Here is a 20,495-nt window from a genome sequence, read left to right on the forward strand (position 1 = left end):
TACAGTCTCCTGGATTACACGCGGCGCTTCTTCGGCGGACGGCACCCGTTGTGCGGGATTGGCGTCACGTCGGTGATGCTGGCGATCTTATAGCCACAGCCGTTCAAAGCACGGACAGCGGACTCACGACCTGGACCTGGACCCTTGACGTTAACGTCGAGGTTCTTCAGACCATATTCCAGCGCAGCTTGACCAGCACGTTCAGCAGCTACTTGAGCAGCGAACGGGGTGGACTTACGTGAACCGCGGAAACCCGAACCGCCGGAGGTAGCCCAAGAAAGCGCGTTACCTTGACGATCGGTGATAGTGACGATTGTGTTGTTAAACGACGCGTGGATGTGGGCGATGCCATCAACCACTGTCTTTTTAACTTTCTTACGAGGACGAGCAGCAGGTTTTGCCATGACTAAATTCCTGTCGTTGCGCTGGTGCGATTACTTGCGGATCGGCTTACGCGGACCTTTGCGAGTACGCGCGTTGGTCTTGGTACGCTGACCGCGCACTGGAAGACCACGACGATGGCGCAGACCGCGGTAGCAGCCCAAATCCATCAAGCGCTTGATTTTCATGTTGATTTCGCGACGCAGGTCACCTTCAGTGGTGAACTTCGCCACTTCGCCACGCAGCTGTTCAATCTGCTCGTCGCTCAGATCTTTGATCTTCGCCGCCGGGTTTACCCCGGTGGTTGCACAAATTTTCTGTGCCGTGGTGCGACCAACACCATAGATGTAGGTCAACGAGATAACAGTATGCTTGTTATCTGGAACGTTAACGCCTGCAATACGGGCCATTCAGTGGGACTCCAATTGACAGCTACCTACGCCCCGGAAGCCAAGAAATAGGGCGCGAGATAATATCGCTGTAATAACAAATAATCAACCCAGCAGCGCACTAGCTGCTGGGCTTAAGCAGATCACACTCAGCCTTGGCGCTGTTTGTGACGTGGTTCCGCGCTGCAAATTACTCGAACAACACCTTCGCGGCGAATAATCTTGCAGTTACGGCACAGCTTTTTCACCGATGCACGAACTTTCATCACCAACTCCTCGAACCTTATGGGTGCTTCAGCGCAGCATGCCGCTGCCGTAGCCCTTCAGGTTGGCTTTCTTCATCAGGGATTCATACTGGTGCGAAACGAGGTGCGATTGTACTTGCGACATGAAGTCCATCACAACCACTACCACGATCAGCAACGAGGTCCCGCCAAGGTAGAACGGTACGTTTGCTGCGACCACCAGAAACTGGGGAAGCAGACACACGGCCGTCATATATAGAGCACCGAACATGGTCAAGCGGGTCAGAACGCCATCAATATAGCGCGCCGACTGCTCGCCTGGACGAATACCCGGAATAAAGGCACCGGACTTCTTCAGGTTTTCCGCTACGTCTTTCGGATTGAACATCAACGCCGTATAGAAGAAGCAGAAGAAAATAATCCCTGCACTAAACAGCAGAATATTCAACGGCTGACCAGGAGCGATCGACTGCGAGATGTCCTGCAACCAGCCCATACCTTCAGACTGACCAAACCAGGAACCCAACGAAGCCGGGAACAGCAAAATGCTGCTCGCGAAGATGGCAGGAATAACACCAGCCATGTTCACTTTCAGCGGCAAGTGGCTTGTCTGCGCAGCGAAGACCTTGCGGCCCTGCTGACGCTTGGCGTAGTGAACAGCAATACGACGCTGACCACGCTCAATGAACACCACGAAACCGATGATCGCTACTGCCAGCAACCCGATCGCAACCAGAGCGAAAATGTTGATATCGCCCTGACGAGCAGACTCGAAAGACTGCCCGATAGCTCTCGGAAGACCGGCTACGATACCTGCGAAAATCAACATCGAGATACCGTTACCAACACCGCGCTCGGTAATCTGCTCGCCCAGCCACATCATGAACATCGCCCCCGCCACAAAGGTGGTGACGGCCACGAAGTGGAAGCCGATATCTGCAGAAAACGCAACGCCCTGACTGGCCAGGCCAACGGACATGCCGATAGCTTGAACCAGGGCCAGGACGACGGTGCCATAGCGGGTGTATTGACTGATCTTACGACGACCAGCCTCACCTTCCTTCTTCAACTGCTCCAGTTGCGGACTGACGGCGGTCATCAGCTGCATGATGATCGATGCCGAAATGTACGGCATGATCCCCAGTGCAAAGATGCTCATCCGTTCCAGTGCGCCACCGGAAAACATGTTGAACAAGCTAAGAATGGTCCCCTCATTCTGTCGAAACAGGTCTGCGAGTCGGTCAGGATTGATACCTGGTACCGGGATGTGTGCGCCTATTCGGTAGACGATAATCGCCAGGAACAGAAAACGCAGACGAGCCCAGAGTTCAGACATACCGCCTTTGCCGAGCGCTGAGAGAGCACCTTGCTTAGCCATTTATTCCTCGAACTTGCCGCCAGCTGCTTCGATAGCCGCACGCGCACCTTTGGTGGCTGCGATACCTTTGATGGTGACAGCGCGAGTAACCTCACCGGACAACATGATTTTCACACGTTGTACGTTTTGGTTGATCACGTTGGCATCCTTCAGGGACTGCACAGTTACAACGTCGCCTTCCACTTTAGCCAGCTCGGACAAACGCACTTCTGCGCGGTCCATGGCCTTCAGGGAAACGAAGCCGAATTTTGGCAGACGACGATGCAACGGCTGTTGGCCGCCTTCAAAGCCCGGAGCGATTGTGCCACCGGAGCGGGAGGATTGACCTTTGTGGCCACGGCCACCGGTCTTACCCAAACCACTACCGATACCACGGCCCGGACGATGCTTTTCGCGACGGGAACCCGGCGCTGGACTCAGATCATTGAGTTTCATCGATTAACCCTCGACTCGCAGCATGTAGTAAGCCTTGTTGATCATCCCGCGATTCTCGGGAGTATCCAGCACTTCTACAGTGTGACCGATGCGACGCAGACCCAGACCTTTAACACACAATTTGTGGTTAGGAATGCGACCGGTCATGCTTTTGATCAGCGTTACTTTAACGGTAGCCATGATCAGAAGATCTCCTTGACACTTTTGCCGCGCTTGGCAGCAATAGACTCAGGAGATTGCATAGCCTTCAAACCCTTGAATGTGGCGTGAACCACGTTTACTGGGTTAGTCGAGCCATAGCACTTAGCCAATACGTTCTGAACACCAGCAACTTCCAGCACTGCGCGCATAGCGCCGCCAGCGATGATACCGGTACCTTCAGAAGCAGGCTGCATGTACACCTTCGAAGCGCCATGGGCAGACTTCATTGCGTACTGCAGGGTAGTGCCGTTCAGATCAACCTGGATCATGTTGCGGCGAGCAGCTTCCATCGCCTTCTGGATCGCAGCAGGCACTTCACGTGACTTGCCACGGCCAAAGCCAACACGCCCTTTACCATCACCAACCACGGTCAACGCGGTGAAAGTGAAGATACGGCCGCCTTTTACAGTCTTGGCAACGCGGTTAACTTGAACCAGCTTCTCGATGTAGCCTTCGTCGCGTTTTTGGTCGTTATTTGACATAACTTAGAACTCCAGCCCGCCTTCACGAGCAGCATCAGCCAGCGCCTTGACGCGGCCGTGGTACTTGAAGCCAGAACGGTCAAAAGCCACTTGCGATACACCGGCGGCTTTCGCACGCTCAGCGACCAGCTGGCCAACCTTAGTGGCCGCGTCGATGTTGCCGGTGGCACCATCACGCAGTTCTTTGTCCAAAGTCGAGGCACTTGCCAGGACTTTGCTGCCGTCGGCCGAGATGACCTGGGCATAAATGTGCTGCGAAGAGCGGTACACGCAGAGACGCACGACTTCTAGCTCGTGCATTTTCAGGCGTGCTTTCCGAGCGCGACGCAGTCGGGTAACTTTCTTGTCGGTCATTTGCTATGCCCTACTTCTTCTTGGCTTCTTTACGGCGGACGACTTCGTCTGCGTAACGCACACCTTTGCCTTTGTACGGCTCAGGACGGCGGAAGTCGCGGATCTCAGCGGCCACTTGACCAACCAACTGCTTATCGATACCTCGAATGAAGATATCGGTCTGGTTGGGAGTCTCAGCGGTGATGCCTTCCGGCAGTTCGTAATCCACTGGGTGCGAGAAGCCAAGAGCCAGGTTCAGCACTGTGCCTTTTGCTTGCGCTTTATAACCAACACCGACCAGCTGGAGCTTACGCTCGAAGCCTTGGCTTACGCCCTGGACCATGTTGTTAACCAGTGCACGAGTGGTGCCGGCCATTGCGCGAGTTTGTTGATCGCCATTGCGAGCAGCGAAACGCAGCTCACCAGCTTCTTCAACAATTTCAACAGACGAATGGATGTTCAGATCTAGAGTGCCCTTGGCACCCTTCACCGAAAGCTGCTGGCCGACGAGTTTAACTTCGACGCCTGCTGGCAACTTAACGGGGTTCTTAGCTACGCGTGACATGCTTATCCCCCCTTAGAACACTGTGCAAAGCACTTCGCCGCCGACACCGGCAGCGCGCGCAGCACGATCCGTCATCACACCTTTGTTGGTGGAGACGATAGACACACCGAGACCGCCACGAACTTTTGGCAGATCATCGACGGACTTGTACTGACGCAAGCCTGGACGGCTGACGCGCTTCACTTCTTCGATGACTGGACGGCCTTCGAAGTACTTCAGCTCGATGGACAACAGCGGTTTTGTTTCGCTGCTGATCTGATAACCCGCAATGTAACCTTCGTCCTTCAGGACTTTGGCTACAGCTACCTTCAACGTGGAAGATGGCATGCTTACGACGGGCTTTTCAGCCATCTGGGCATTACGGATACGAGTTAGCATGTCCGCTAACGGGTCCTGCATACTCATGGGCTAGACGCTCCTAATACAAAATAATTAGCCTTACGGCTACACCTTATCGCCGAGAAACTCCGGGCAAATGAAAAACACGGGCTCAGGCGAGCCGGCAATTCTAGACGTACCCCAGAAATGAATCAAGCCCCAATAGGGGCTTGATTCAAATTCAGGCTTCATTCCGACCAAACGCGTAGGCGCCCGGCCGGAACTCAGCGAGAACGACGACTTACCAGCTGGCTTTAACCAGACCTGGAACGTCACCACGCATTGCAGCTTCACGCAGCTTGTTACGGCCAAGGCCGAACTTGCGGTAAACGCCGTGCGGACGACCAGTGATGCGGCAGCGGTTACGCATGCGCGAAGCGCTTGCGTCACGTGGCTGCTTCTGCAGAGCTACGGTAGCTTCCCAACGCGCTTCTGGACTTGCGTTCAGATCAACGATGACAGCTTTCAGCTCGGCACGCTTCTTGGCGTACTTGGCAACGGTGAGCTGACGCTTCAGCTCACGATTCTTCATGCTCTTCTTGGCCATTTTCCTACTCCAATCAGTTGCGGAACGGGAATTTGAAAGCACGCAGCAATGCGCGACCTTCATCATCCGTCCGAGCAGTGGTGGTCAGAGTAATGTCCAGACCGCGCAGAGCATCGATCTTGTCGTAATCGATTTCCGGGAAAATGATCTGCTCTTTAACGCCCATGCTGTAGTTACCACGACCATCGAAGGACTTGGCATTCAGGCCGCGGAAGTCGCGAACCCGAGGCAGGGAGATCGACAGCAGACGATCCAGGAATTCATACATACGATCGCGACGCAGAGTAACTTTAACGCCAATCGGCCATCCTTCGCGGACTTTGAAGCCAGCGATGGATTTACGGGCGTAAGTCACAACGACTTTCTGACCGGTGATTTTTTCCAAGTCAGCTACAGCGTGCTCGATGACTTTTTTGTCGCCGATCGCTTCGCCCAGACCCATGTTCAGGGTGATCTTGGTAACGCGCGGAACTTCCATCACGTTCGAAAGCTTAAGTTCTTCCTTAAGCTTCGGAGCGATTTCCTTCCGGTAAATCTCTTTTAGTCGTGCCATGGTCTTCTACCTAGCAGTGTTCAAGCATCAACCGCTTTTTGGGTCGACTTGAAGACACGAATTTTCTTGCCATCTTCAACTTTGAAACCAACGCGGTCAGCCTTGTTGGTTGCGCCGTTGAAAATGGCGACGTTAGAAGCGTGCATTGGCGCTTCTTTCTCGACGATACCGCCTTGTACGCCCGACATCGGGTTTGGCTTGGTATGACGCTTCACCAGGTTGATCCCACCAATGACCAGACGGTCATCAGCAAGAACCTTGAGCACCTTACCGCGCTTACCTTTGTCTTTGCCGGCGATCACGATGATCTCGTCGTCACGACGAATCTTTTGCATGTCGGATCTCCTTACAGCACTTCTGGGGCGAGCGAGACGATCTTCATGAACTTCTCAGTACGAAGTTCACGGGTCACTGGCCCAAAGATACGGGTGCCAATCGGCTCTTGCTTGTTGTTCAGAAGAACAGCAGCGTTGCCGTCAAAGCGGATGATGGAGCCGTCAGCACGACGAACACCGTGGCGAGTGCGGACTACAACAGCAGTCATCACTTGGCCTTTTTTCACCTTACCGCGCGGAATTGCTTCCTTTACGGTTACTTTGATGATGTCACCGATACCAGCGTAACGACGATGGGAGCCACCCAGCACCTTGATGCACATAACGCGGCGTGCGCCGCTGTTATCGGCCACATCGAGCATGGATTGAGTCTGAATCATATAATTTCTCCGACCCCTAGTCCTTAGACTTCCACAGCGCGTTCGAGAATATCAACCAATGCCCAAGACTTGGTCTTGGCCACCGGACGAGTTTCACGAATAGTGACTTTGTCGCCGATGTGGCACTGATTGGTTTCGTCGTGCGCGTGCAGCTTAGTCGAACGCTTAACGTATTTACCGTAGATCGGGTGCTTTACGCGACGCTCGATCAAAACGGTGATGGTTTTGTCCATCTTGTCGCTGACAACACGGCCAGTCAGCGTACGGACATTTTTCTCAGCTTCAGCCATGATCACTTACCTGCCTGCTGGTTGAGCACAGTCTTCACGCGAGCGATGTCGCGCTTAACTTGCGAGAGCAGGTGAGACTGCCCCAACTGGCCAGTTGCTTTCTGCATACGCAGATTGAACTGGTCGCGCAGCAGGCCGAGCAGTTGCTCGTTCAGCTGCTGTGCTGATTTTTCACGAAGTTCATTCGCTTTCATCACATCACCGTCCGTTTAACAAAGGAGGTGGCGAGTGGCAGCTTTGCAGCAGCCAGGGCGAAAGCCTCACGCGCCAGCTCTTCAGTAACACCCTCGATTTCATACAGGACTTTGCCTGGCTGAATCTGGGCAACCCAGTACTCCACGTTACCCTTACCTTTACCCATACGAACTTCGAGGGGCTTTTTGGTTACAGGCTTGTCCGGGAATACACGGATCCAGATTTTGCCGCCACGTTTAACGTGACGGGTCAGTGCACGACGCGCTGACTCAATCTGACGAGCAGTGAGACGACCACGAGCAACAGACTTCAGCGCATATTCGCCGAAGCTGACTTTGCTACCGCGCAGTGCCAAGCCACGGTTGTGGCCAGTCATCTGCTTGCGGAACTTCGTACGCTTTGGTTGCAACATTTGGCGTACCCCTTACTTAGCAGCTTTTTTACGAGGCGCAGGTGCTTGTGGTTTCAGTTCTTCTTGGCGACCACCAATTACTTCGCCTTTGAAGATCCAAACCTTTACACCGATCACACCATAAGTGGTGTGAGCTTCGTAGTTGGCATAGTCGATGTCGGCACGCAGGGTGTGCAGTGGCACACGACCTTCGCGATACCATTCAGTACGTGCGATTTCAGCACCGCCGAGACGACCGCTCACTTGGATTTTGATGCCTTTGGCACCAATGCGCATGGCGTTCTGAACAGCGCGCTTCATAGCACGACGGAACATTACGCGGCGCTCCAGCTGCTGAGCTACGCTCTGCGCAACCAGCATACCGTCGAGTTCCGGCTTGCGGATCTCTTCGATATTGATGTGCACAGGCACACCCATTTGCTTGGTCAGGTCCTGACGCAGTTTCTCAACATCTTCACCTTTCTTCCCGATAACGATACCTGGACGAGCAGTGTGGATGGTGATACGTGCTGTCTGAGCCGGACGATGGATATCGATACGGCTGACGGACGCGCTTTTTAATTTGTCTTGGAGGTACTCACGCACTTTCAGATCAGCGAACAAATAGTCCGCATAAGTCCGACCGTCTGCGTACCAGACGGAGGTGTGCTCCTTGACGATTCCCAGGCGAATGCCAATGGGATGTACTTTCTGACCCATCTCTTCGACTCCGTTACTTGTCAGCAACCTTGACAGTGATATGGCAAGACCGCTTGACGATGCGATCAGCACGGCCTTTGGCACGCGGCATGATACGCTTCAGCGAACGCCCTTCGTTGACGAAAACGGTGGCAACCTTAAGGTCATCAACGTCTGCGCCTTCGTTGTGCTCGGCGTTGGCTACGGCCGACTCCAGCACTTTCTTCAGGATCTCGGCAGCTTTCTTGTTACTGAAAGCCAACAGGTTGAGCGCTTCGCCCACCTTCTTCCCGCGGATCTGGTCGGCGACCAAGCGGGCTTTCTGGGCGGAGATTCGAGCGCCCGACAACTTAGCGGCTACTTCCATCGTCACTTACCCCTTAACGCTTGGCTTTCTTGTCTGCCACGTGCCCACGATATGTGCGGGTACCGGCAAACTCGCCTAGTTTATGGCCGACCATGTCTTCGTTCACGAGAACTGGGACATGAAGGCGACCGTTATGTACTGCAATGGTCAGACCGACCATTTGTGGCAGGATCATCGAACGACGCGACCAGGTTTTCACCGGCTTGCGATCATTCTTTTCCGCCGCCACTTCGATCTTCTTCAGTAGGTGAAGATCAATAAAAGGACCTTTTTTCAGAGAACGTGGCACTGTCGTATCCCTCTATTTACTTGCGACGACGGACGATCATTTTGTCGGTACGCTTATTACCACGAGTCTTCGCGCCCTTAGTCGGGAAGCCCCACGGCGATACCGGATGACGACCACCAGAGGTACGACCTTCACCACCACCATGTGGGTGATCAACCGGGTTCATGGCAACACCACGAACGGTTGGGCGAACGCCACGCCAGCGTTTGGCACCAGCTTTACCCAGGGAACGCAGGCTATGCTCGGAGTTCGAGACTTCGCCCAGCGTTGCACGGCATTCCGACAGCACTTTGCGCATTTCACCGGAGCGAAGACGCAGGGTAACGTACACACCTTCACGAGCGATCAGCTGAGCCGAAGCACCAGCGGAACGAGCGATCTGAGCGCCTTTACCTGGCTTCAATTCGATTCCATGAACGGTGCTACCAACTGGAATGTTGCGCAGTTGAAGAGCGTTACCTGGCTTGATCGGCGCCAAGGCACCTGCGATCAGTTGGTCACCAGCACTAACGCCTTTAGGGGCGATGATGTAGCGACGCTCGCCATCTGCGTACAGCAGAAGGGCGATGTGAGCGGTACGGTTTGGATCGTATTCAATGCGCTCAACAGTGGCAGAGATGCCATCTTTGTCGTTGCGACGGAAGTCGACCAAACGATAATGCTGCTTATGACCACCACCGATGTGACGGGTAGTAATACGGCCATTGTTGTTACGACCACCAGTCTTCGATTTCTTCTCGAGCAGCGGTGCGTGAGGAGCGCCTTTATGCAGCTCCTGGTTGACCACCTTGACCACAAAACGGCGGCCAGGGGAAGTCGGTTTGCATTTAACGATTGCCATGATGCACCCCTTCCTTACTCAGCACTGCTGCTGAAATCGAGATCTTGGCCTGGCTGAAGGGAGATAACTGCCTTCTTCCAGTCATTACGCTTGCCCAGACCGCGAGCAGTGCGCTTGCTCTTACCCAGAACATTCAGGGTAGTAACACGCTCAACTTTCACGCTGAACAGGCTTTCGACGGCCTTCTTGATTTCCAGCTTGGTTGCGTCAGTAGCAACCTTGAAAACGAACTGACCTTTTTTGTCTGCCAGAACCGTAGCCTTCTCGGAAACGTGCGGGCCAAGCAGAACTTTAAATACGCGTTCCTGGTTCATCCCAGCAGCTCCTCGAATTTCTTCACGGCCGACACAGTGATCAACACTTTGTCGTATGCGATCAGACTAACTGGATCGGAACCTTGAACGTCACGTACATCAACGTGCGGCAGGTTGCGAGCAGCCAGGTACAGATTCTGGTCAACAGCGTCAGACACGATCAAGACGTCAGTCAGGCCCATGCCAGTCAGCTTGTTAAGCAAATCTTTGGTTTTCGGTGCTTCAACAGCGAAGTCCTGAACCACGACCAGACGATCAGTACGAACCAGTTCAGCAAGGATGGAGCGCAGTGCTGCGCGATACATCTTCTTGTTGAGCTTCTGAGAGTGGTCCTGTGGACGTGCTGCGAAAGTGGTACCACCGCCACGCCAGATTGGGCTACGGATTGTACCGGCACGAGCACGGCCAGTACCCTTTTGACGCCACGGGCGCTTACCGCCACCACGAACGTCGGAACGGGTCTTTTGCTGCTTGGTGCCCTGACGACCGCCAGCCATGTAGGCCACGACTGCCTGGTGTACCAGCGTCTCGTTGAATTCGCCGCCAAATGTCAGTTCGGAAACTTCGATTGCTTGAGCGTCATTTACATTTAATTGCATGTCAGCTTCCCCTTAACCGCGAGCCTTGGCTGCTGGACGAACAACCAGATTGCCGCCAGTAGCGCCAGGAACAGCACCCTTGACCAACAACAGATTGCGTTCAGCGTCCACGCGCACTACTTCCAGGGACTGCACGGTCACGCGCTCAGCGCCCATATGACCGGACATTTTTTTGCCCTTGAATACACGACCAGGAGTCTGGCACTGGCCGATAGAGCCTGGGACGCGGTGGGACACGGAGTTACCGTGGGTATTATCTTGCCCGCGGAAGTTCCAGCGCTTGATCGTACCCTGGAAGCCTTTACCTTTGGACTGACCGGTTACATCAACCAGTTGACCAGCAGCGAAGATTTCAGCGTTGATCAGATCGCCGGCCTGGTACTCGCCTTCTTCAAGACGGAATTCCATTACGGTACGACCAGCAGCAACGTTCGCTTTAGCGAAGTGGCCAGCTTGAGCAGCTGTAACACGCGAAGCGCGACGCTCACCGACAGTGACTTGCACTGCACGATAGCCATCGGTTTCTTCGGTTTTAAACTGGGTGACGCGATTCGGCTCGATCTCAATGACCGTAACCGGAATGGAGACACCTTCTTCGGTGAAAATACGGGTCATACCGCATTTACGACCGACTACACCAATAGTCATGTTGTAAACCTCATGAGTGTACGGGGCTTTCACCCGCTATGGCCGCCCATTTCAGAGCGTTACACGACTAAGACCCGAGTCTTAGCCGAGGCTGATCTGAACTTCCACACCGGCCGCAAGATCAAGCTTCATAAGAGCGTCAACGGTTTTATCCGTCGGCTGGACGATGTCCAGAACGCGCTTGTGAGTACGGATCTCATACTGGTCGCGCGCGTCTTTGTTGACGTGCGGAGAAACCAGAACAGTGAACCGTTCTTTACGGGTAGGAAGTGGAATCGGACCACGCACTTGTGCACCAGTACGTTTCGCGGTTTCCACGATTTCCTGGGTAGATTGGTCGATCAGGCGATGGTCAAAAGCCTTCAACCTGATACGGATTTGCTGATTTTGCATTGGATTTCAGACTCCAGATTGCTGTTCCCACCGAGCGCAATACGCCCGTTAAAAGGAGGCGCAATTCTATAGACGAGCTGACAGGGTGTCAACCCAATAAAAAAGCCCCCGCAAGCGGGGGCCTTTTTTGACTCATCGCTTACGCGAGGATTTTGGCTACAACGCCAGCGCCGACGGTACGACCGCCTTCACGAATAGCGAAACGCAGACCGTCTTCCATTGCGATTGGCTTGATCAGAGTGACTTCAACTTTAACGTTGTCACCCGGCATCACCATCTCAACGCCTTCCGGCAGTTCGCAGCTACCAGTTACGTCGGTAGTACGGAAGTAGAACTGTGGACGATAGCCTTTGAAGAACGGAGTGTGGCGACCGCCTTCTTCTTTGCTCAGTACATAGATTTCAGCTTCGAACTTGGTGTGCGGCTTAACGGTGCCTGGCTTAACCAGAACCTGGCCACGCTCAACGTCGTCACGCTTGGTACCACGCAGCAGAACGCCGCAGTTCTCGCCTGCGCGACCTTCGTCGAGCAGCTTGCGGAACATCTCAACACCAGTACAGGTAGTTTTAGTCGTGTCGCGCAGACCAACGATTTCAACTTCTTCCTGGATGCGAACGATGCCACGCTCAACACGACCGGTTACCACGGTGCCACGACCGGAGATCGAGAAGACGTCTTCGATTGGCATCAGGAACGGCTTGTCGATAGCACGCTCTGGTTGCGGGATGTAGCTGTCCAGAGTCTCAACCAACTTCTTGACGGCAGTGGTGCCCATCTCGTTGTCGTCTTGACCGTTCAGAGCCATCAGCGCCGAACCGATGATGATCGGAGTGTCGTCACCCGGGAAATCGTAAGTGCTGAGCAGGTCACGCACTTCCATTTCTACCAGTTCCAGCAGCTCAGCGTCGTCTACCATGTCAGCCTTGTTCAGGAAGACAACGATGTACGGAACGCCAACCTGACGGGACAGCAGGATGTGCTCGCGAGTCTGAGGCATCGGGCCGTCAGCAGCCGAACAAACCAGGATCGCACCGTCCATCTGCGCAGCACCGGTGATCATGTTTTTTACGTAGTCGGCGTGACCTGGGCAGTCAACGTGCGCGTAGTGGCGAACGGCCGAATCGTATTCAACGTGAGCGGTGTTGATGGTGATACCACGTGCTTTTTCTTCCGGGGCGCTATCGATCTTGTCGAAGTCAACCTTGGCCGAACCGAATACTTCGGAACAAACACGAGTCAGAGCAGCAGTCAGAGTTGTTTTACCGTGGTCGACGTGACCGATGGTGCCAACGTTGACGTGCGGTTTGTTACGTTCAAATTTTTCTTTAGCCACGACAGTGAACTCCTAGCCTAAAGGGGGCTGAATCAGCCTTGTTTTTTAACGATAGCTTCGACGACATTCGACGGAGCTTCGGAGTATTTGGAGAATTCCATAGAGTAGCTCGCGCGACCCTGAGACATGGAACGGACGTCGGTCGCATAACCGAACATCTCACCCAACGGAACCTCGGCGCGGATAACCTTGCCGGAAACCGTGTCTTCCATACCCTGGATCAGACCACGACGACGATTCAGGTCACCCATCACGTCACCCATGTAGTCCTCAGGTGTAACAACTTCAACCTTCATGATCGGCTCAAGAACAACACCGCCACCTTTGGAGGCAAGTTGCTTGGTCGCCATGGAGGCTGCCACCTTAAACGCCATCTCGTTGGAGTCGACGTCGTGGTAAGAACCATCGAAAACGGTCGCCTTCAGGCCGATCAGCGGATAGCCGGCAACAACACCGTTCTTCATCTGCTCTTCGATACCCTTCTGGATGGCCGGGATGTATTCCTTAGGAACCACACCACCTACCACTTCGTTCACGAATTGCAAACCTTCCTGACCTTCGTCAGCCGGCGCAAAACGAATCCAGCAATGGCCGAACTGGCCACGACCGCCGGATTGGCGTACGAACTTGCCTTCGATCTCACAAGCCTTCGTGATTTTCTCACGATAGGAAACCTGTGGCTTACCGATGTTGGCTTCGACGTTGAACTCACGGCGCATCCGGTCAACCAGGATGTCCAGGTGCAACTCGCCCATGCCAGAGATGATCGTTTGACCAGTCTCTTCATCAGTTTTGACGCGGAAAGACGGGTCTTCCTGAGCAAGTTTGCCCAGAGCGATACCCATTTTTTCCTGGTCATCCTTCGTTTTAGGCTCAACGGCAACCGAAATAACCGGCTCCGGGAAGTCCATGCGAACGAGGATGATTGGCTTGTCAAGAGAGCACAAGGTGTCGCCAGTGGTGACGTCCTTCATGCCGATCAAAGCCGCGATGTCGCCAGCGCGTACTTCTTTGATCTCTTCACGAGTGTTCGCATGCATTTGCACCATACGACCAACGCGCTCTTTCTTGCCTTTTACGGAGTTCAAAACGCCGTCGCCGGAGCTCAACACACCCGAGTAAACGCGTGCGAAAGTCAGGGTACCCACGAATGGGTCGGTAGCAATTTTGAAAGCCAGAGCCGAGAACGGTTCGCTGTCATCTGCATGACGCTCCATTGCGACTTCTTCGTCATCCGGGTCAGAACCCTTGATGGCTGGAATGTCGACTGGAGCCGGCAGGTAGTCGATAACTGCGTCGAGAACCAGGGGAACGCCCTTGTTCTTGAACGAAGAACCGCACACAGCCAGAACGATTTCGCCAGCGATGGTACGTTGACGCAGAGCAGACTTGATTTCTTCGATGGTGAGCTCTTCACCTTCGAGGTACTTGTTCATCAGCTCTTCGTTGGCTTCAGCGGCAGCTTCAACCATGTTGCTGCGCCACTCTTCAGCCAATTCCTGCAGTTCTGCAGGGATCGCTTCGCGACGGGCAACCATACCTTTGTCAGCGTCGTCCCAGTAAACAGCTTCCATGGAGACCAGATCGATCTGACCCTGGAAATTGTCTTCTGCGCCGATAGCCAACTGGATTGGCACCGGAGTGTGACCCAGACGCTGCTTGATCTGACCGATCACGCGCAGGAAGTTTGCGCCGGCACGGTCCATCTTGTTTACGTAAACAAGACGCGGAACGCCGTATTTGTTGGCTTGACGCCATACGGTTTCCGACTGAGGCTCAACACCCGAGGTACCGCAGAACACAACGACCGCGCCATCGAGTACGCGCAGGGAGCGCTCTACTTCAATGGTGAAGTCAACGTGGCCCGGGGTATCGATGATGTTGAAGCGGTGACGGTCGAACTGCTTGTCGGAGCCAGCCCAGAATGCAGTCGTAGCAGCGGAGGTAATGGTAATACCCCGCTCCTGCTCTTGCACCATCCAGTCCATGGTCGCGGCGCCATCATGCACCTCGCCCATTTTGTGGTTTACGCCAGTGTAAAAAAGGACGCGCTCGGTGGTGGTGGTTTTACCAGCATCCACGTGAGCAACGATACCAATGTTACGGTAGCGGTTAATCGGAGTAGTACGAGCCATAAAGCCCTCGCAAAATTAGTGACGCTGAAATTAGAAGCGGTAGTGCGAGAAAGCTTTGTTGGCTTCAGCCATACGGTGCACGTCTTCACGCTTCTTAACTGCAGCACCTTTACCTTCGGCGGCGTCCAACAGTTCGCCAGCCAAACGCAGAGCCATAGACTTCTCACCGCGCTTGCGCGCGAAGTCTACCAGCCAGCGCATTGCCAGCGCATTACGACGGGACGGACGAACTTCGACCGGGACCTGGTAAGTAGCACCGCCTACACGGCGCGACTTCACTTCGACCAGCGGAGCGATGGCGTCGAGAGCTTTCTCGAAGATTTCCAGGGGATCGGAGTTCTTGCGTTCTTTAACCTTTTCCAGCGCGCCATAAACGATACGTTCGGCAACGGCTTTCTTGCCGCTTTCCATAACGTGGTTCATGAACTTGGCCAGAATCTGGCTGCCGTATTTTGGATCGTCAAGCACTTCGCGCTTGGCTGCTACGCGTCTTCTTGGCATGGATAAGCCCTCAAACGGTCTTCAGGTTAGCTCGGGACCACCACCCATCGAGGGTGCGCCCGACCTTACTCTTATCGACTCAGAAAAATAGAAATCTGCATTTTTGTCACAGGAACCCTAAAGACTACTTAGGCTTCTTGGTACCGTACTTCGAACGACCCTGGTTACGACCTTTGACGCCGGAAGTATCCAAAGAACCGCGGACGGTGTGGTAACGAACACCTGGCAAGTCTTTTACGCGACCGCCACGAATCAGGACCACGCTGTGCTCTTGCAGGTTGTGACCTTCACCACCGATGTACGAGGAAACCTCGAAACCGTTGGTCAGGCGCACACGGCATACTTTACGCAGTGCCGAGTTAGGTTTTTTCGGCGTGGTGGTATACACACGGGTGCATACGCCACGACGTTGCGGGCAGTTCTGCAGCGCAGGTACGTCGGATTTCTCGACGATACGCTTACGCGGCTGACGTACCAGCTGGTTGATAGTTGCCATCTACTAGCTCCACTGTTGTCTTGCGACGCTATTGTCTTACAAGAAAAGCAAAATGACAGGACATAAGTCCCGCCAAATTTAGGGGTACAAGAGTCTAAAGAGGATCTCGCCCCCAGTCAAGGCAAAGCCCCGACCCTCCTCCCGACACCGCGGCAGAATTTACCTGCCGCCGCGCCGAAAAGAAAGACCGAGGCCTTATCTTAATTACCGCTGGAGTTCAACGCTTCAGTCAATGCTGCTTCGACTTCGCTAGCGCTGACACGCAACGGTTTGTCTACTTCACGGCGACGCTTGCGCTCGCTGTGATAAGCCAGACCGGTACCGGCCGGGATCAAACGACCCACGACAACGTTTTCCTTCAGGCCGCGCAGGTAATCGCGCTTGCCTGTAACAGCAGCTTCGGTCAATACGCGGGTGGTCTCTTGGAAAGAGGCCGCGGAGATGAACGATTCGGTGGACAACGATGCCTTGGTGATACCCAGCAACACACGAGTGAATTTGGAAACGAATTTCTCGTCGCCAGCCAGACGCTCGTTCTCTACCAGAACGTGAGTCAGCTCCATCTGGTCACCTTTGATGAAGGTGGAATCACCCGACTCGGCAATCTCAACCTTACGCAGCATCTGACGCAGAATCGTCTCGATGTGCTTATCGTTGATCTTCACGCCTTGCAGACGGTAAACGTCCTGGATCTCGTTGACGATGTACTTGGCCAGCGCACTCACACCCAGCAGACGCAGGATGTCGTGTGGATCGCTAGGACCGTCGGAGATAACTTCGCCGCGGTTCACTTGTTCGCCTTCGAAGACGTTCAGGTGACGCCACTTTGGAATCAGCTCTTCGTACGGATCGCTACCGTCGTTCGGGGTAATGACCAGACGGCGCTTGCCTTTGGTCTCTTTACCGAACGCGATGGTGCCGCTGACTTCAGCCAGAATAGAGGCTTCTTTCGGACGACGGGCTTCGAACAAGTCGGCAACACGCGGCAGACCACCGGTGATGTCACGGGTCTTCGAAGTTTCTTGCGGGATACGGGCGATAACATCACCGATCGCAACCTGCACACCATCGGCTACACCGACCAATGCGTTAGCTGGCAGGAAGTACTGAGCCGGTACGTCGGTACCTGGCAGCAACAGATCCTTGCCATCAACACCCACCATCTTCACAGCCGGACGAATATCTTTGCCCGCTGCTGGACGGTCTTTGGCGTCGAGTACTTCAATGTTGGTCATACCGGTCAATTCGTCAGTCTGACGCTTGATCGTGATGCCTTCTTCCATGCCCACGTAGGTCACGGTACCTTTCATTTCGGTAACGATTGGGTGAGTGTGCGGATCCCACTTGGCCACGATCGAACCTGCGTCGACCTTGTCGCCTTCCTTCACCGAAATCACTGCACCGTACGGCAGTTTGTAGCGCTCACGCTCACGACCGTAGTCATCAGCGATCGCCAGCTCACCGGAACGGGAAACCGCAACCAGGTGACCGTCGACACGTTCAACGTGTTTCAGGTTATGCAGACGGACAGTACCGCCATTCTTCACCTGAACGCTGTCCGCAGCGGAAGTCCGGCTTGCCGCACCGCCGATGTGGAACGTACGCATGGTCAGCTGGGTACCCGGCTCACCGATGGACTGGGCAGCGATAACGCCGACAGCTTCACCGATGTTCACCTGATGCCCGCGAGCCAGGTCACGACCGTAGCACTTGGCGCAGATACCGTAGCGAGTTTCACAGCTGATCGGCGAACGAACGATAACTTCGTCGATGCTGTTCAGTTCGATGAACTCAACCCACTTCTCGTCTACCAGCGTACCGCCAGGAACGATCACTTCGTCGGTGCCAGGCTTGAATACGTCACGGGCGATGACTCGACCCAGTACACGTTCACCCAATGGCTCAACAACGTCGCCGCCTTCAATGTGCGGAGTCATCAGCAGACCGTGTTCGGTACCGCAATCGACTTCTGTCACAACAAGGTCTTGCGCAACGTCAACCAGACGACGCGTCAGGTAACCGGAGTTAGCTGTTTTCAACGCGGTATCCGCGAGACCCTTACGAGCACCGTGAGTGGAGATGAAGTACTGAAGTACGCTCAAACCTTCACGGAAGTTCGCAGTGATCGGCGTCTCGATGATGGAGCCGTCCGGCTTGGCCATCAGACCACGCATACCCGCCAGCTGACGGATCTGTGCAGCGGAACCCCGAGCACCGGAGTCAGCCATCATGTACATCGAGTTGAAGGATTCCTGATCAACTTCGACGCCGTGACGGTCGATAACACGCTCTTTGGACAGGTTCGACATCATCGCTTTCGAGACTTCGTCGTTCGCCTTGGACCAAAGGTCGATTACCTTGTTGTACTTCTCGCCCTGGGTTACCAGGCCTGAGGCGTACTGACTTTCGATCTCTTTAACTTCTTCGGTAGCAGCATCGATGATGCGAGCTTTTTCATCCGGGATAACGAAGTCGTTAACGCCGATGGAAACACCCGAAATCGTCGAGTAGGCAAAACCGGTGTACATCAACTGGTCAGCGAAGATAACGGTCTCTTTCAAACCAACCACGCGATAGCACTGGTTGATCAGCTTGGAGATCGCCTTTTTCTTCATCGGCTGGTTGACCACGTCGTACGACAGGCCTTTTGGCACAACTTGATACAGCAGCGCACGGCCAACGGTAGTGTCGACAATACGGGTGCCGCTCACGCTGCCGCCGTCACGGTCGTTGACCGTTTCGTTGATGCGGACTTTGACCTTGGCATGCAGTGCGGCTTCGCCGGCACGGAATACACGGTCAACTTCCTGCAGATCCGCGAACACACGACCTTCGCCCTTGGCGTTGATCGCTTCACGAGTCATGTAGTACAGACCCAATACAACGTCCTGCGAAGGAACGATGATTGGCTCACCATTGGCTGGCGACAGAATGTTGTTGGTCGACATCATCAGCGCACGCGCTTCGAGCTGGGCTTCCAGCGTCAACGGTACGTGAACGGCCATCTGGTCGCCGTCGAAGTCGGCGTTGTACGCGGCGCAGACCAACGGGTGCAGCTGGATAGCCTTACCTTCGATCAGAACCGGTTCAAATGCCTGGATACCCAGACGGTGAAGCGTTGGTGCACGGTTGAGAAGAACCGGGTGTTCGCGAATCACTTCAGCGAGAACGTCCCAGACTTCCGGCAGCTCGCGCTCAACCATTTTCTTGGCAGCTTTGATGGTGGTCGCAAGACCACGCATTTCCAGCTTGCCGAAAATGAACGGCTTGAACAGCTCGAGAGCCATTTTCTTCGGCAGACCGCACTGGTGCAGACGCAGGGTCGGACCAACGGTAATTACCGAACGACCCGAGTAGTCAACACGCTTACCGAGCAAGTTCTGACGGAAACGACCCTGCTTACCCTTGATCATGTCAGCCAGGGATTTCAGAGGACGCTTGTTCGAACCGGTGATAGCGCGGCCACGACGACCGTTGTCGAGCAATGCATCGACAGCTTCCTGCAACATACGCTTTTCGTTGCGCACGATGATGTCCGGAGCGGACAGATCAAGCAGGCGCTTCAAGCGGTTGTTACGGTTGATCACTCGACGATACAGATCGTTGAGGTCGGAAGTCGCGAAACGACCACCATCCAGCGGAACCAATGGACGCAGATCCGGCGGCAGAACCGGCAGAACGGTCAGAACCATCCACTCAGGCAAGTTGCCCGAACCCTGGAAGGCTTCCATCAGCTTCAGACGCTTGGACAGCTTCTTGATCTTGGTTTCGGAGTTGGTTTGCGGAATTTCTTCGCGCAGACGGCCAATCTCGTGTTCCAGGTCGATAGCGTGCAGCAGTTCACGGACAGCTTCGGCACCCATGCGGGCATCGAAATCGTCGCCGAACTCTTCCAGCGCTTCGAAGTACTGCTCGTCGTTGAGCAGCTGACCTTTTTCAAGGGTGGTCATGCCTGGATCGATAACGACATAGCTCTCGAAGTAGAGAACGCGTTCGATATCACGCAGGGTCATGTCCATCAGCAAGCCGATACGGGACGGCAGGGACTTCAGGAACCAGATGTGGGCAACCGGCGAAGCCAGTTCGATGTGAGCCATACGCTCACGACGGACTTTAGCCAGCGCAACTTCAACGCCGCACTTCTCGCAGATCACACCGCGGTGTTTCAGGCGCTTGTACTTACCGCACAGGCACTCGTAATCCTTGACCGGGCCAAAGATCTTGGCGCAGAACAAGCCGTCACGCTCAGGCTTGAACGTACGGTAGTTGATGGTTTCCGGCTTTTTAACTTCACCGAACGACCACGAACGGATCATCTCAGGCGATGCCAATCCAATACGGATGGCGTCGAACTCTTCGACTTGACCCTGGTTTTTCAGCAAATTCAGTAGGTCTTTCAAGG

At 54.4% G+C, this 20,495-nt stretch carries 30 protein-coding genes; all 30 read right to left on the reverse strand.

Annotation, left to right across the window (positions count from 1 at the left end; genetic code table 11):
• Window positions 1-14: 14 nt before the first annotated feature.
• Window positions 15-404: a 30S ribosomal protein S11 gene (gene rpsK, locus CFII64_RS10140; RefSeq protein WP_002555466.1), complete on the reverse strand. Its 390-nt coding sequence runs from the start codon at window positions 402-404 to the stop codon at window positions 15-17.
• Window positions 405-434: 30 nt separating this feature from the next.
• Complete coding sequence (rpsM, locus tag CFII64_RS10145; protein WP_020290693.1) at window positions 435-791, reverse strand: 30S ribosomal protein S13; 357 nt, start codon at window positions 789-791, stop codon at window positions 435-437.
• A 128-nt stretch (window positions 792-919) separates the two neighbouring features.
• Entirely contained in the window at window positions 920-1,036 is a 117-nt protein-coding gene (gene rpmJ, locus CFII64_RS29295; protein WP_002555468.1) for a 50S ribosomal protein L36, read from the reverse strand.
• A gap of 28 nt (window positions 1,037-1,064) precedes the next feature.
• A complete protein-coding gene (gene secY / locus CFII64_RS10150; protein ID WP_020290694.1) occupies window positions 1,065-2,393 on the reverse strand; it encodes a preprotein translocase subunit SecY in 1,329 nt (442 codons plus the stop codon).
• Window positions 2,394-2,828, reverse strand: a complete 435-nt coding sequence (gene rplO / locus CFII64_RS10155; protein ID WP_020290695.1) for a 50S ribosomal protein L15 — start codon at window positions 2,826-2,828, stop codon at window positions 2,394-2,396.
• Window positions 2,829-2,831: 3 nt separating this feature from the next.
• Window positions 2,832-3,008, reverse strand: a complete 177-nt coding sequence (gene rpmD / locus CFII64_RS10160; protein WP_003186033.1) for a 50S ribosomal protein L30 — start codon at window positions 3,006-3,008, stop codon at window positions 2,832-2,834.
• 2 nt (window positions 3,009-3,010) lie between these two features.
• Window positions 3,011-3,511, reverse strand: a complete 501-nt coding sequence (gene rpsE, locus CFII64_RS10165; protein ID WP_003186035.1) for a 30S ribosomal protein S5 — start codon at window positions 3,509-3,511, stop codon at window positions 3,011-3,013.
• A 3-nt stretch (window positions 3,512-3,514) separates the two neighbouring features.
• Window positions 3,515-3,865 carry a 50S ribosomal protein L18 gene (gene rplR / locus CFII64_RS10170; protein ID WP_020290696.1) on the reverse strand — a complete coding sequence of 117 codons (351 nt, stop codon included), beginning with the start codon at window positions 3,863-3,865 and terminating at the stop codon, window positions 3,515-3,517.
• Window positions 3,866-3,875: 10 nt separating this feature from the next.
• Complete coding sequence (rplF, locus tag CFII64_RS10175; RefSeq protein ID WP_020290697.1) at window positions 3,876-4,409, reverse strand: 50S ribosomal protein L6; 534 nt, start codon at window positions 4,407-4,409, stop codon at window positions 3,876-3,878.
• A 12-nt stretch (window positions 4,410-4,421) separates the two neighbouring features.
• Window positions 4,422-4,814: a 30S ribosomal protein S8 gene (gene rpsH / locus CFII64_RS10180; RefSeq protein WP_020290698.1), complete on the reverse strand. Its 393-nt coding sequence runs from the start codon at window positions 4,812-4,814 to the stop codon at window positions 4,422-4,424.
• Window positions 4,815-5,028: 214 nt separating this feature from the next.
• Complete coding sequence (rpsN, locus tag CFII64_RS10185) at window positions 5,029-5,334, reverse strand: 30S ribosomal protein S14 (protein ID WP_020290699.1); 306 nt, start codon at window positions 5,332-5,334, stop codon at window positions 5,029-5,031.
• Window positions 5,335-5,347: 13 nt separating this feature from the next.
• Window positions 5,348-5,887, reverse strand: a complete 540-nt coding sequence (gene rplE / locus CFII64_RS10190) for a 50S ribosomal protein L5 (RefSeq protein WP_020290700.1) — start codon at window positions 5,885-5,887, stop codon at window positions 5,348-5,350.
• Window positions 5,888-5,907: 20 nt separating this feature from the next.
• On the reverse strand, window positions 5,908-6,222 hold the full coding sequence (gene rplX, locus CFII64_RS10195; protein ID WP_020290701.1) for a 50S ribosomal protein L24: 315 nt from the start codon (window positions 6,220-6,222) through the stop codon (window positions 5,908-5,910).
• Window positions 6,223-6,233: 11 nt separating this feature from the next.
• On the reverse strand, window positions 6,234-6,602 hold the full coding sequence (gene rplN / locus CFII64_RS10200) for a 50S ribosomal protein L14 (protein ID WP_002555479.1): 369 nt from the start codon (window positions 6,600-6,602) through the stop codon (window positions 6,234-6,236).
• Window positions 6,603-6,625: 23 nt separating this feature from the next.
• A complete protein-coding gene (gene rpsQ / locus CFII64_RS10205) occupies window positions 6,626-6,892 on the reverse strand; it encodes a 30S ribosomal protein S17 (protein ID WP_020290702.1) in 267 nt (88 codons plus the stop codon).
• A 2-nt stretch (window positions 6,893-6,894) separates the two neighbouring features.
• Window positions 6,895-7,086 carry a 50S ribosomal protein L29 gene (gene rpmC / locus CFII64_RS10210; protein ID WP_002555481.1) on the reverse strand — a complete coding sequence of 64 codons (192 nt, stop codon included), beginning with the start codon at window positions 7,084-7,086 and terminating at the stop codon, window positions 6,895-6,897.
• Entirely contained in the window at window positions 7,086-7,499 is a 414-nt protein-coding gene (rplP, locus tag CFII64_RS10215; RefSeq protein WP_003444372.1) for a 50S ribosomal protein L16, read from the reverse strand. The genes rpmC and rplP overlap by 1 nt, the downstream gene beginning before the upstream one ends.
• A gap of 12 nt (window positions 7,500-7,511) precedes the next feature.
• Entirely contained in the window at window positions 7,512-8,198 is a 687-nt protein-coding gene (gene rpsC / locus CFII64_RS10220) for a 30S ribosomal protein S3 (RefSeq protein ID WP_003176422.1), read from the reverse strand.
• Window positions 8,199-8,211: 13 nt separating this feature from the next.
• On the reverse strand, window positions 8,212-8,544 hold the full coding sequence (gene rplV, locus CFII64_RS10225; RefSeq protein WP_020290703.1) for a 50S ribosomal protein L22: 333 nt from the start codon (window positions 8,542-8,544) through the stop codon (window positions 8,212-8,214).
• A 13-nt stretch (window positions 8,545-8,557) separates the two neighbouring features.
• The gene (gene rpsS / locus CFII64_RS10230; RefSeq protein WP_003232420.1) at window positions 8,558-8,833 is read right to left on the reverse strand and encodes a 30S ribosomal protein S19; all 276 of its coding nucleotides are present in this window, start codon (window positions 8,831-8,833) and stop codon (window positions 8,558-8,560) included.
• Between the two features lie 16 nt (window positions 8,834-8,849).
• Window positions 8,850-9,674 (reverse strand): 50S ribosomal protein L2, encoded by an 825-nt coding sequence (gene rplB / locus CFII64_RS10235; protein WP_020290704.1) that lies wholly within the window; start codon window positions 9,672-9,674, stop codon window positions 8,850-8,852.
• A gap of 14 nt (window positions 9,675-9,688) precedes the next feature.
• Entirely contained in the window at window positions 9,689-9,988 is a 300-nt protein-coding gene (gene rplW, locus CFII64_RS10240; RefSeq protein WP_002555488.1) for a 50S ribosomal protein L23, read from the reverse strand.
• Window positions 9,985-10,587: a 50S ribosomal protein L4 gene (rplD, locus tag CFII64_RS10245; RefSeq protein ID WP_020290705.1), complete on the reverse strand. Its 603-nt coding sequence runs from the start codon at window positions 10,585-10,587 to the stop codon at window positions 9,985-9,987. The genes rplW and rplD overlap by 4 nt, the downstream gene beginning before the upstream one ends.
• A 12-nt stretch (window positions 10,588-10,599) precedes the next feature.
• A complete protein-coding gene (rplC, locus tag CFII64_RS10250) occupies window positions 10,600-11,235 on the reverse strand; it encodes a 50S ribosomal protein L3 (protein ID WP_003186059.1) in 636 nt (211 codons plus the stop codon).
• Window positions 11,236-11,316: 81 nt separating this feature from the next.
• Window positions 11,317-11,628, reverse strand: coding sequence for a 30S ribosomal protein S10 (gene rpsJ, locus CFII64_RS10255; protein ID WP_003186070.1), 312 nt, complete (start codon window positions 11,626-11,628; stop codon window positions 11,317-11,319).
• A 139-nt stretch (window positions 11,629-11,767) separates the two neighbouring features.
• A complete protein-coding gene (tuf, locus tag CFII64_RS10260; protein ID WP_020290706.1) occupies window positions 11,768-12,961 on the reverse strand; it encodes an elongation factor Tu in 1,194 nt (397 codons plus the stop codon).
• Window positions 12,962-12,993: 32 nt separating this feature from the next.
• Window positions 12,994-15,096: an elongation factor G gene (fusA, locus tag CFII64_RS10265; protein ID WP_020290707.1), complete on the reverse strand. Its 2,103-nt coding sequence runs from the start codon at window positions 15,094-15,096 to the stop codon at window positions 12,994-12,996.
• Between the two features lie 30 nt (window positions 15,097-15,126).
• Window positions 15,127-15,597 carry a 30S ribosomal protein S7 gene (gene rpsG, locus CFII64_RS10270; protein ID WP_002555493.1) on the reverse strand — a complete coding sequence of 157 codons (471 nt, stop codon included), beginning with the start codon at window positions 15,595-15,597 and terminating at the stop codon, window positions 15,127-15,129.
• Window positions 15,598-15,721: 124 nt separating this feature from the next.
• Window positions 15,722-16,093 carry a 30S ribosomal protein S12 gene (gene rpsL / locus CFII64_RS10275; protein ID WP_002555494.1) on the reverse strand — a complete coding sequence of 124 codons (372 nt, stop codon included), beginning with the start codon at window positions 16,091-16,093 and terminating at the stop codon, window positions 15,722-15,724.
• Between the two features lie 200 nt (window positions 16,094-16,293).
• Window positions 16,294-20,493 (reverse strand): DNA-directed RNA polymerase subunit beta', encoded by a 4,200-nt coding sequence (gene rpoC / locus CFII64_RS10280; protein WP_020290708.1) that lies wholly within the window; start codon window positions 20,491-20,493, stop codon window positions 16,294-16,296.
• Window positions 20,494-20,495 lie beyond the last annotated feature (2 nt).

The sequence above is a fragment of the Pseudomonas sp. CFII64 genome, from assembly GCF_000416235.1.
GTDB lineage: Bacteria > Pseudomonadota > Gammaproteobacteria > Pseudomonadales > Pseudomonadaceae > Aquipseudomonas.

Coding starts and splice junctions, on each gene's coding strand:
- rpsK (WP_002555466.1), bottom strand. CDS start 404: ATGGCAAAACCTGCTGCTCGTCCTCGTAAGAAAGTTAAAAAGACAGTG.
- rpsM (WP_020290693.1), bottom strand. CDS start 791: ATGGCCCGTATTGCAGGCGTTAACGTTCCAGATAACAAGCATACTGTT.
- rpmJ (WP_002555468.1), bottom strand. CDS start 1,036: ATGAAAGTTCGTGCATCGGTGAAAAAGCTGTGCCGTAACTGCAAGATT.
- secY (WP_020290694.1), bottom strand. CDS start 2,393: ATGGCTAAGCAAGGTGCTCTCTCAGCGCTCGGCAAAGGCGGTATGTCT.
- rplO (WP_020290695.1), bottom strand. CDS start 2,828: ATGAAACTCAATGATCTGAGTCCAGCGCCGGGTTCCCGTCGCGAAAAG.
- rpmD (WP_003186033.1), bottom strand. CDS start 3,008: ATGGCTACCGTTAAAGTAACGCTGATCAAAAGCATGACCGGTCGCATT.
- rpsE (WP_003186035.1), bottom strand. CDS start 3,511: ATGTCAAATAACGACCAAAAACGCGACGAAGGCTACATCGAGAAGCTG.
- rplR (WP_020290696.1), bottom strand. CDS start 3,865: ATGACCGACAAGAAAGTTACCCGACTGCGTCGCGCTCGGAAAGCACGC.
- rplF (WP_020290697.1), bottom strand. CDS start 4,409: ATGTCACGCGTAGCTAAGAACCCCGTTAAGTTGCCAGCAGGCGTCGAA.
- rpsH (WP_020290698.1), bottom strand. CDS start 4,814: ATGAGTATGCAGGACCCGTTAGCGGACATGCTAACTCGTATCCGTAAT.
- rpsN (WP_020290699.1), bottom strand. CDS start 5,334: ATGGCCAAGAAGAGCATGAAGAATCGTGAGCTGAAGCGTCAGCTCACC.
- rplE (WP_020290700.1), bottom strand. CDS start 5,887: ATGGCACGACTAAAAGAGATTTACCGGAAGGAAATCGCTCCGAAGCTT.
- rplX (WP_020290701.1), bottom strand. CDS start 6,222: ATGCAAAAGATTCGTCGTGACGACGAGATCATCGTGATCGCCGGCAAA.
- rplN (WP_002555479.1), bottom strand. CDS start 6,602: ATGATTCAGACTCAATCCATGCTCGATGTGGCCGATAACAGCGGCGCA.
- rpsQ (WP_020290702.1), bottom strand. CDS start 6,892: ATGGCTGAAGCTGAGAAAAATGTCCGTACGCTGACTGGCCGTGTTGTC.
- rpmC (WP_002555481.1), bottom strand. CDS start 7,086: ATGAAAGCGAATGAACTTCGTGAAAAATCAGCACAGCAGCTGAACGAG.
- rplP (WP_003444372.1), bottom strand. CDS start 7,499: ATGTTGCAACCAAAGCGTACGAAGTTCCGCAAGCAGATGACTGGCCAC.
- rpsC (WP_003176422.1), bottom strand. CDS start 8,198: ATGGGTCAGAAAGTACATCCCATTGGCATTCGCCTGGGAATCGTCAAG.
- rplV (WP_020290703.1), bottom strand. CDS start 8,544: ATGGAAGTAGCCGCTAAGTTGTCGGGCGCTCGAATCTCCGCCCAGAAA.
- rplB (WP_020290704.1), bottom strand. CDS start 9,674: ATGGCAATCGTTAAATGCAAACCGACTTCCCCTGGCCGCCGTTTTGTG.
- rplW (WP_002555488.1), bottom strand. CDS start 9,988: ATGAACCAGGAACGCGTATTTAAAGTTCTGCTTGGCCCGCACGTTTCC.
- rplD (WP_020290705.1), bottom strand. CDS start 10,587: ATGCAATTAAATGTAAATGACGCTCAAGCAATCGAAGTTTCCGAACTG.
- rplC (WP_003186059.1), bottom strand. CDS start 11,235: ATGACTATTGGTGTAGTCGGTCGTAAATGCGGTATGACCCGTATTTTC.
- rpsJ (WP_003186070.1), bottom strand. CDS start 11,628: ATGCAAAATCAGCAAATCCGTATCAGGTTGAAGGCTTTTGACCATCGC.
- fusA (WP_020290707.1), bottom strand. CDS start 15,096: ATGGCTCGTACTACTCCGATTAACCGCTACCGTAACATTGGTATCGTT.
- rpsG (WP_002555493.1), bottom strand. CDS start 15,597: ATGCCAAGAAGACGCGTAGCAGCCAAGCGCGAAGTGCTTGACGATCCA.
- rpsL (WP_002555494.1), bottom strand. CDS start 16,093: ATGGCAACTATCAACCAGCTGGTACGTCAGCCGCGTAAGCGTATCGTC.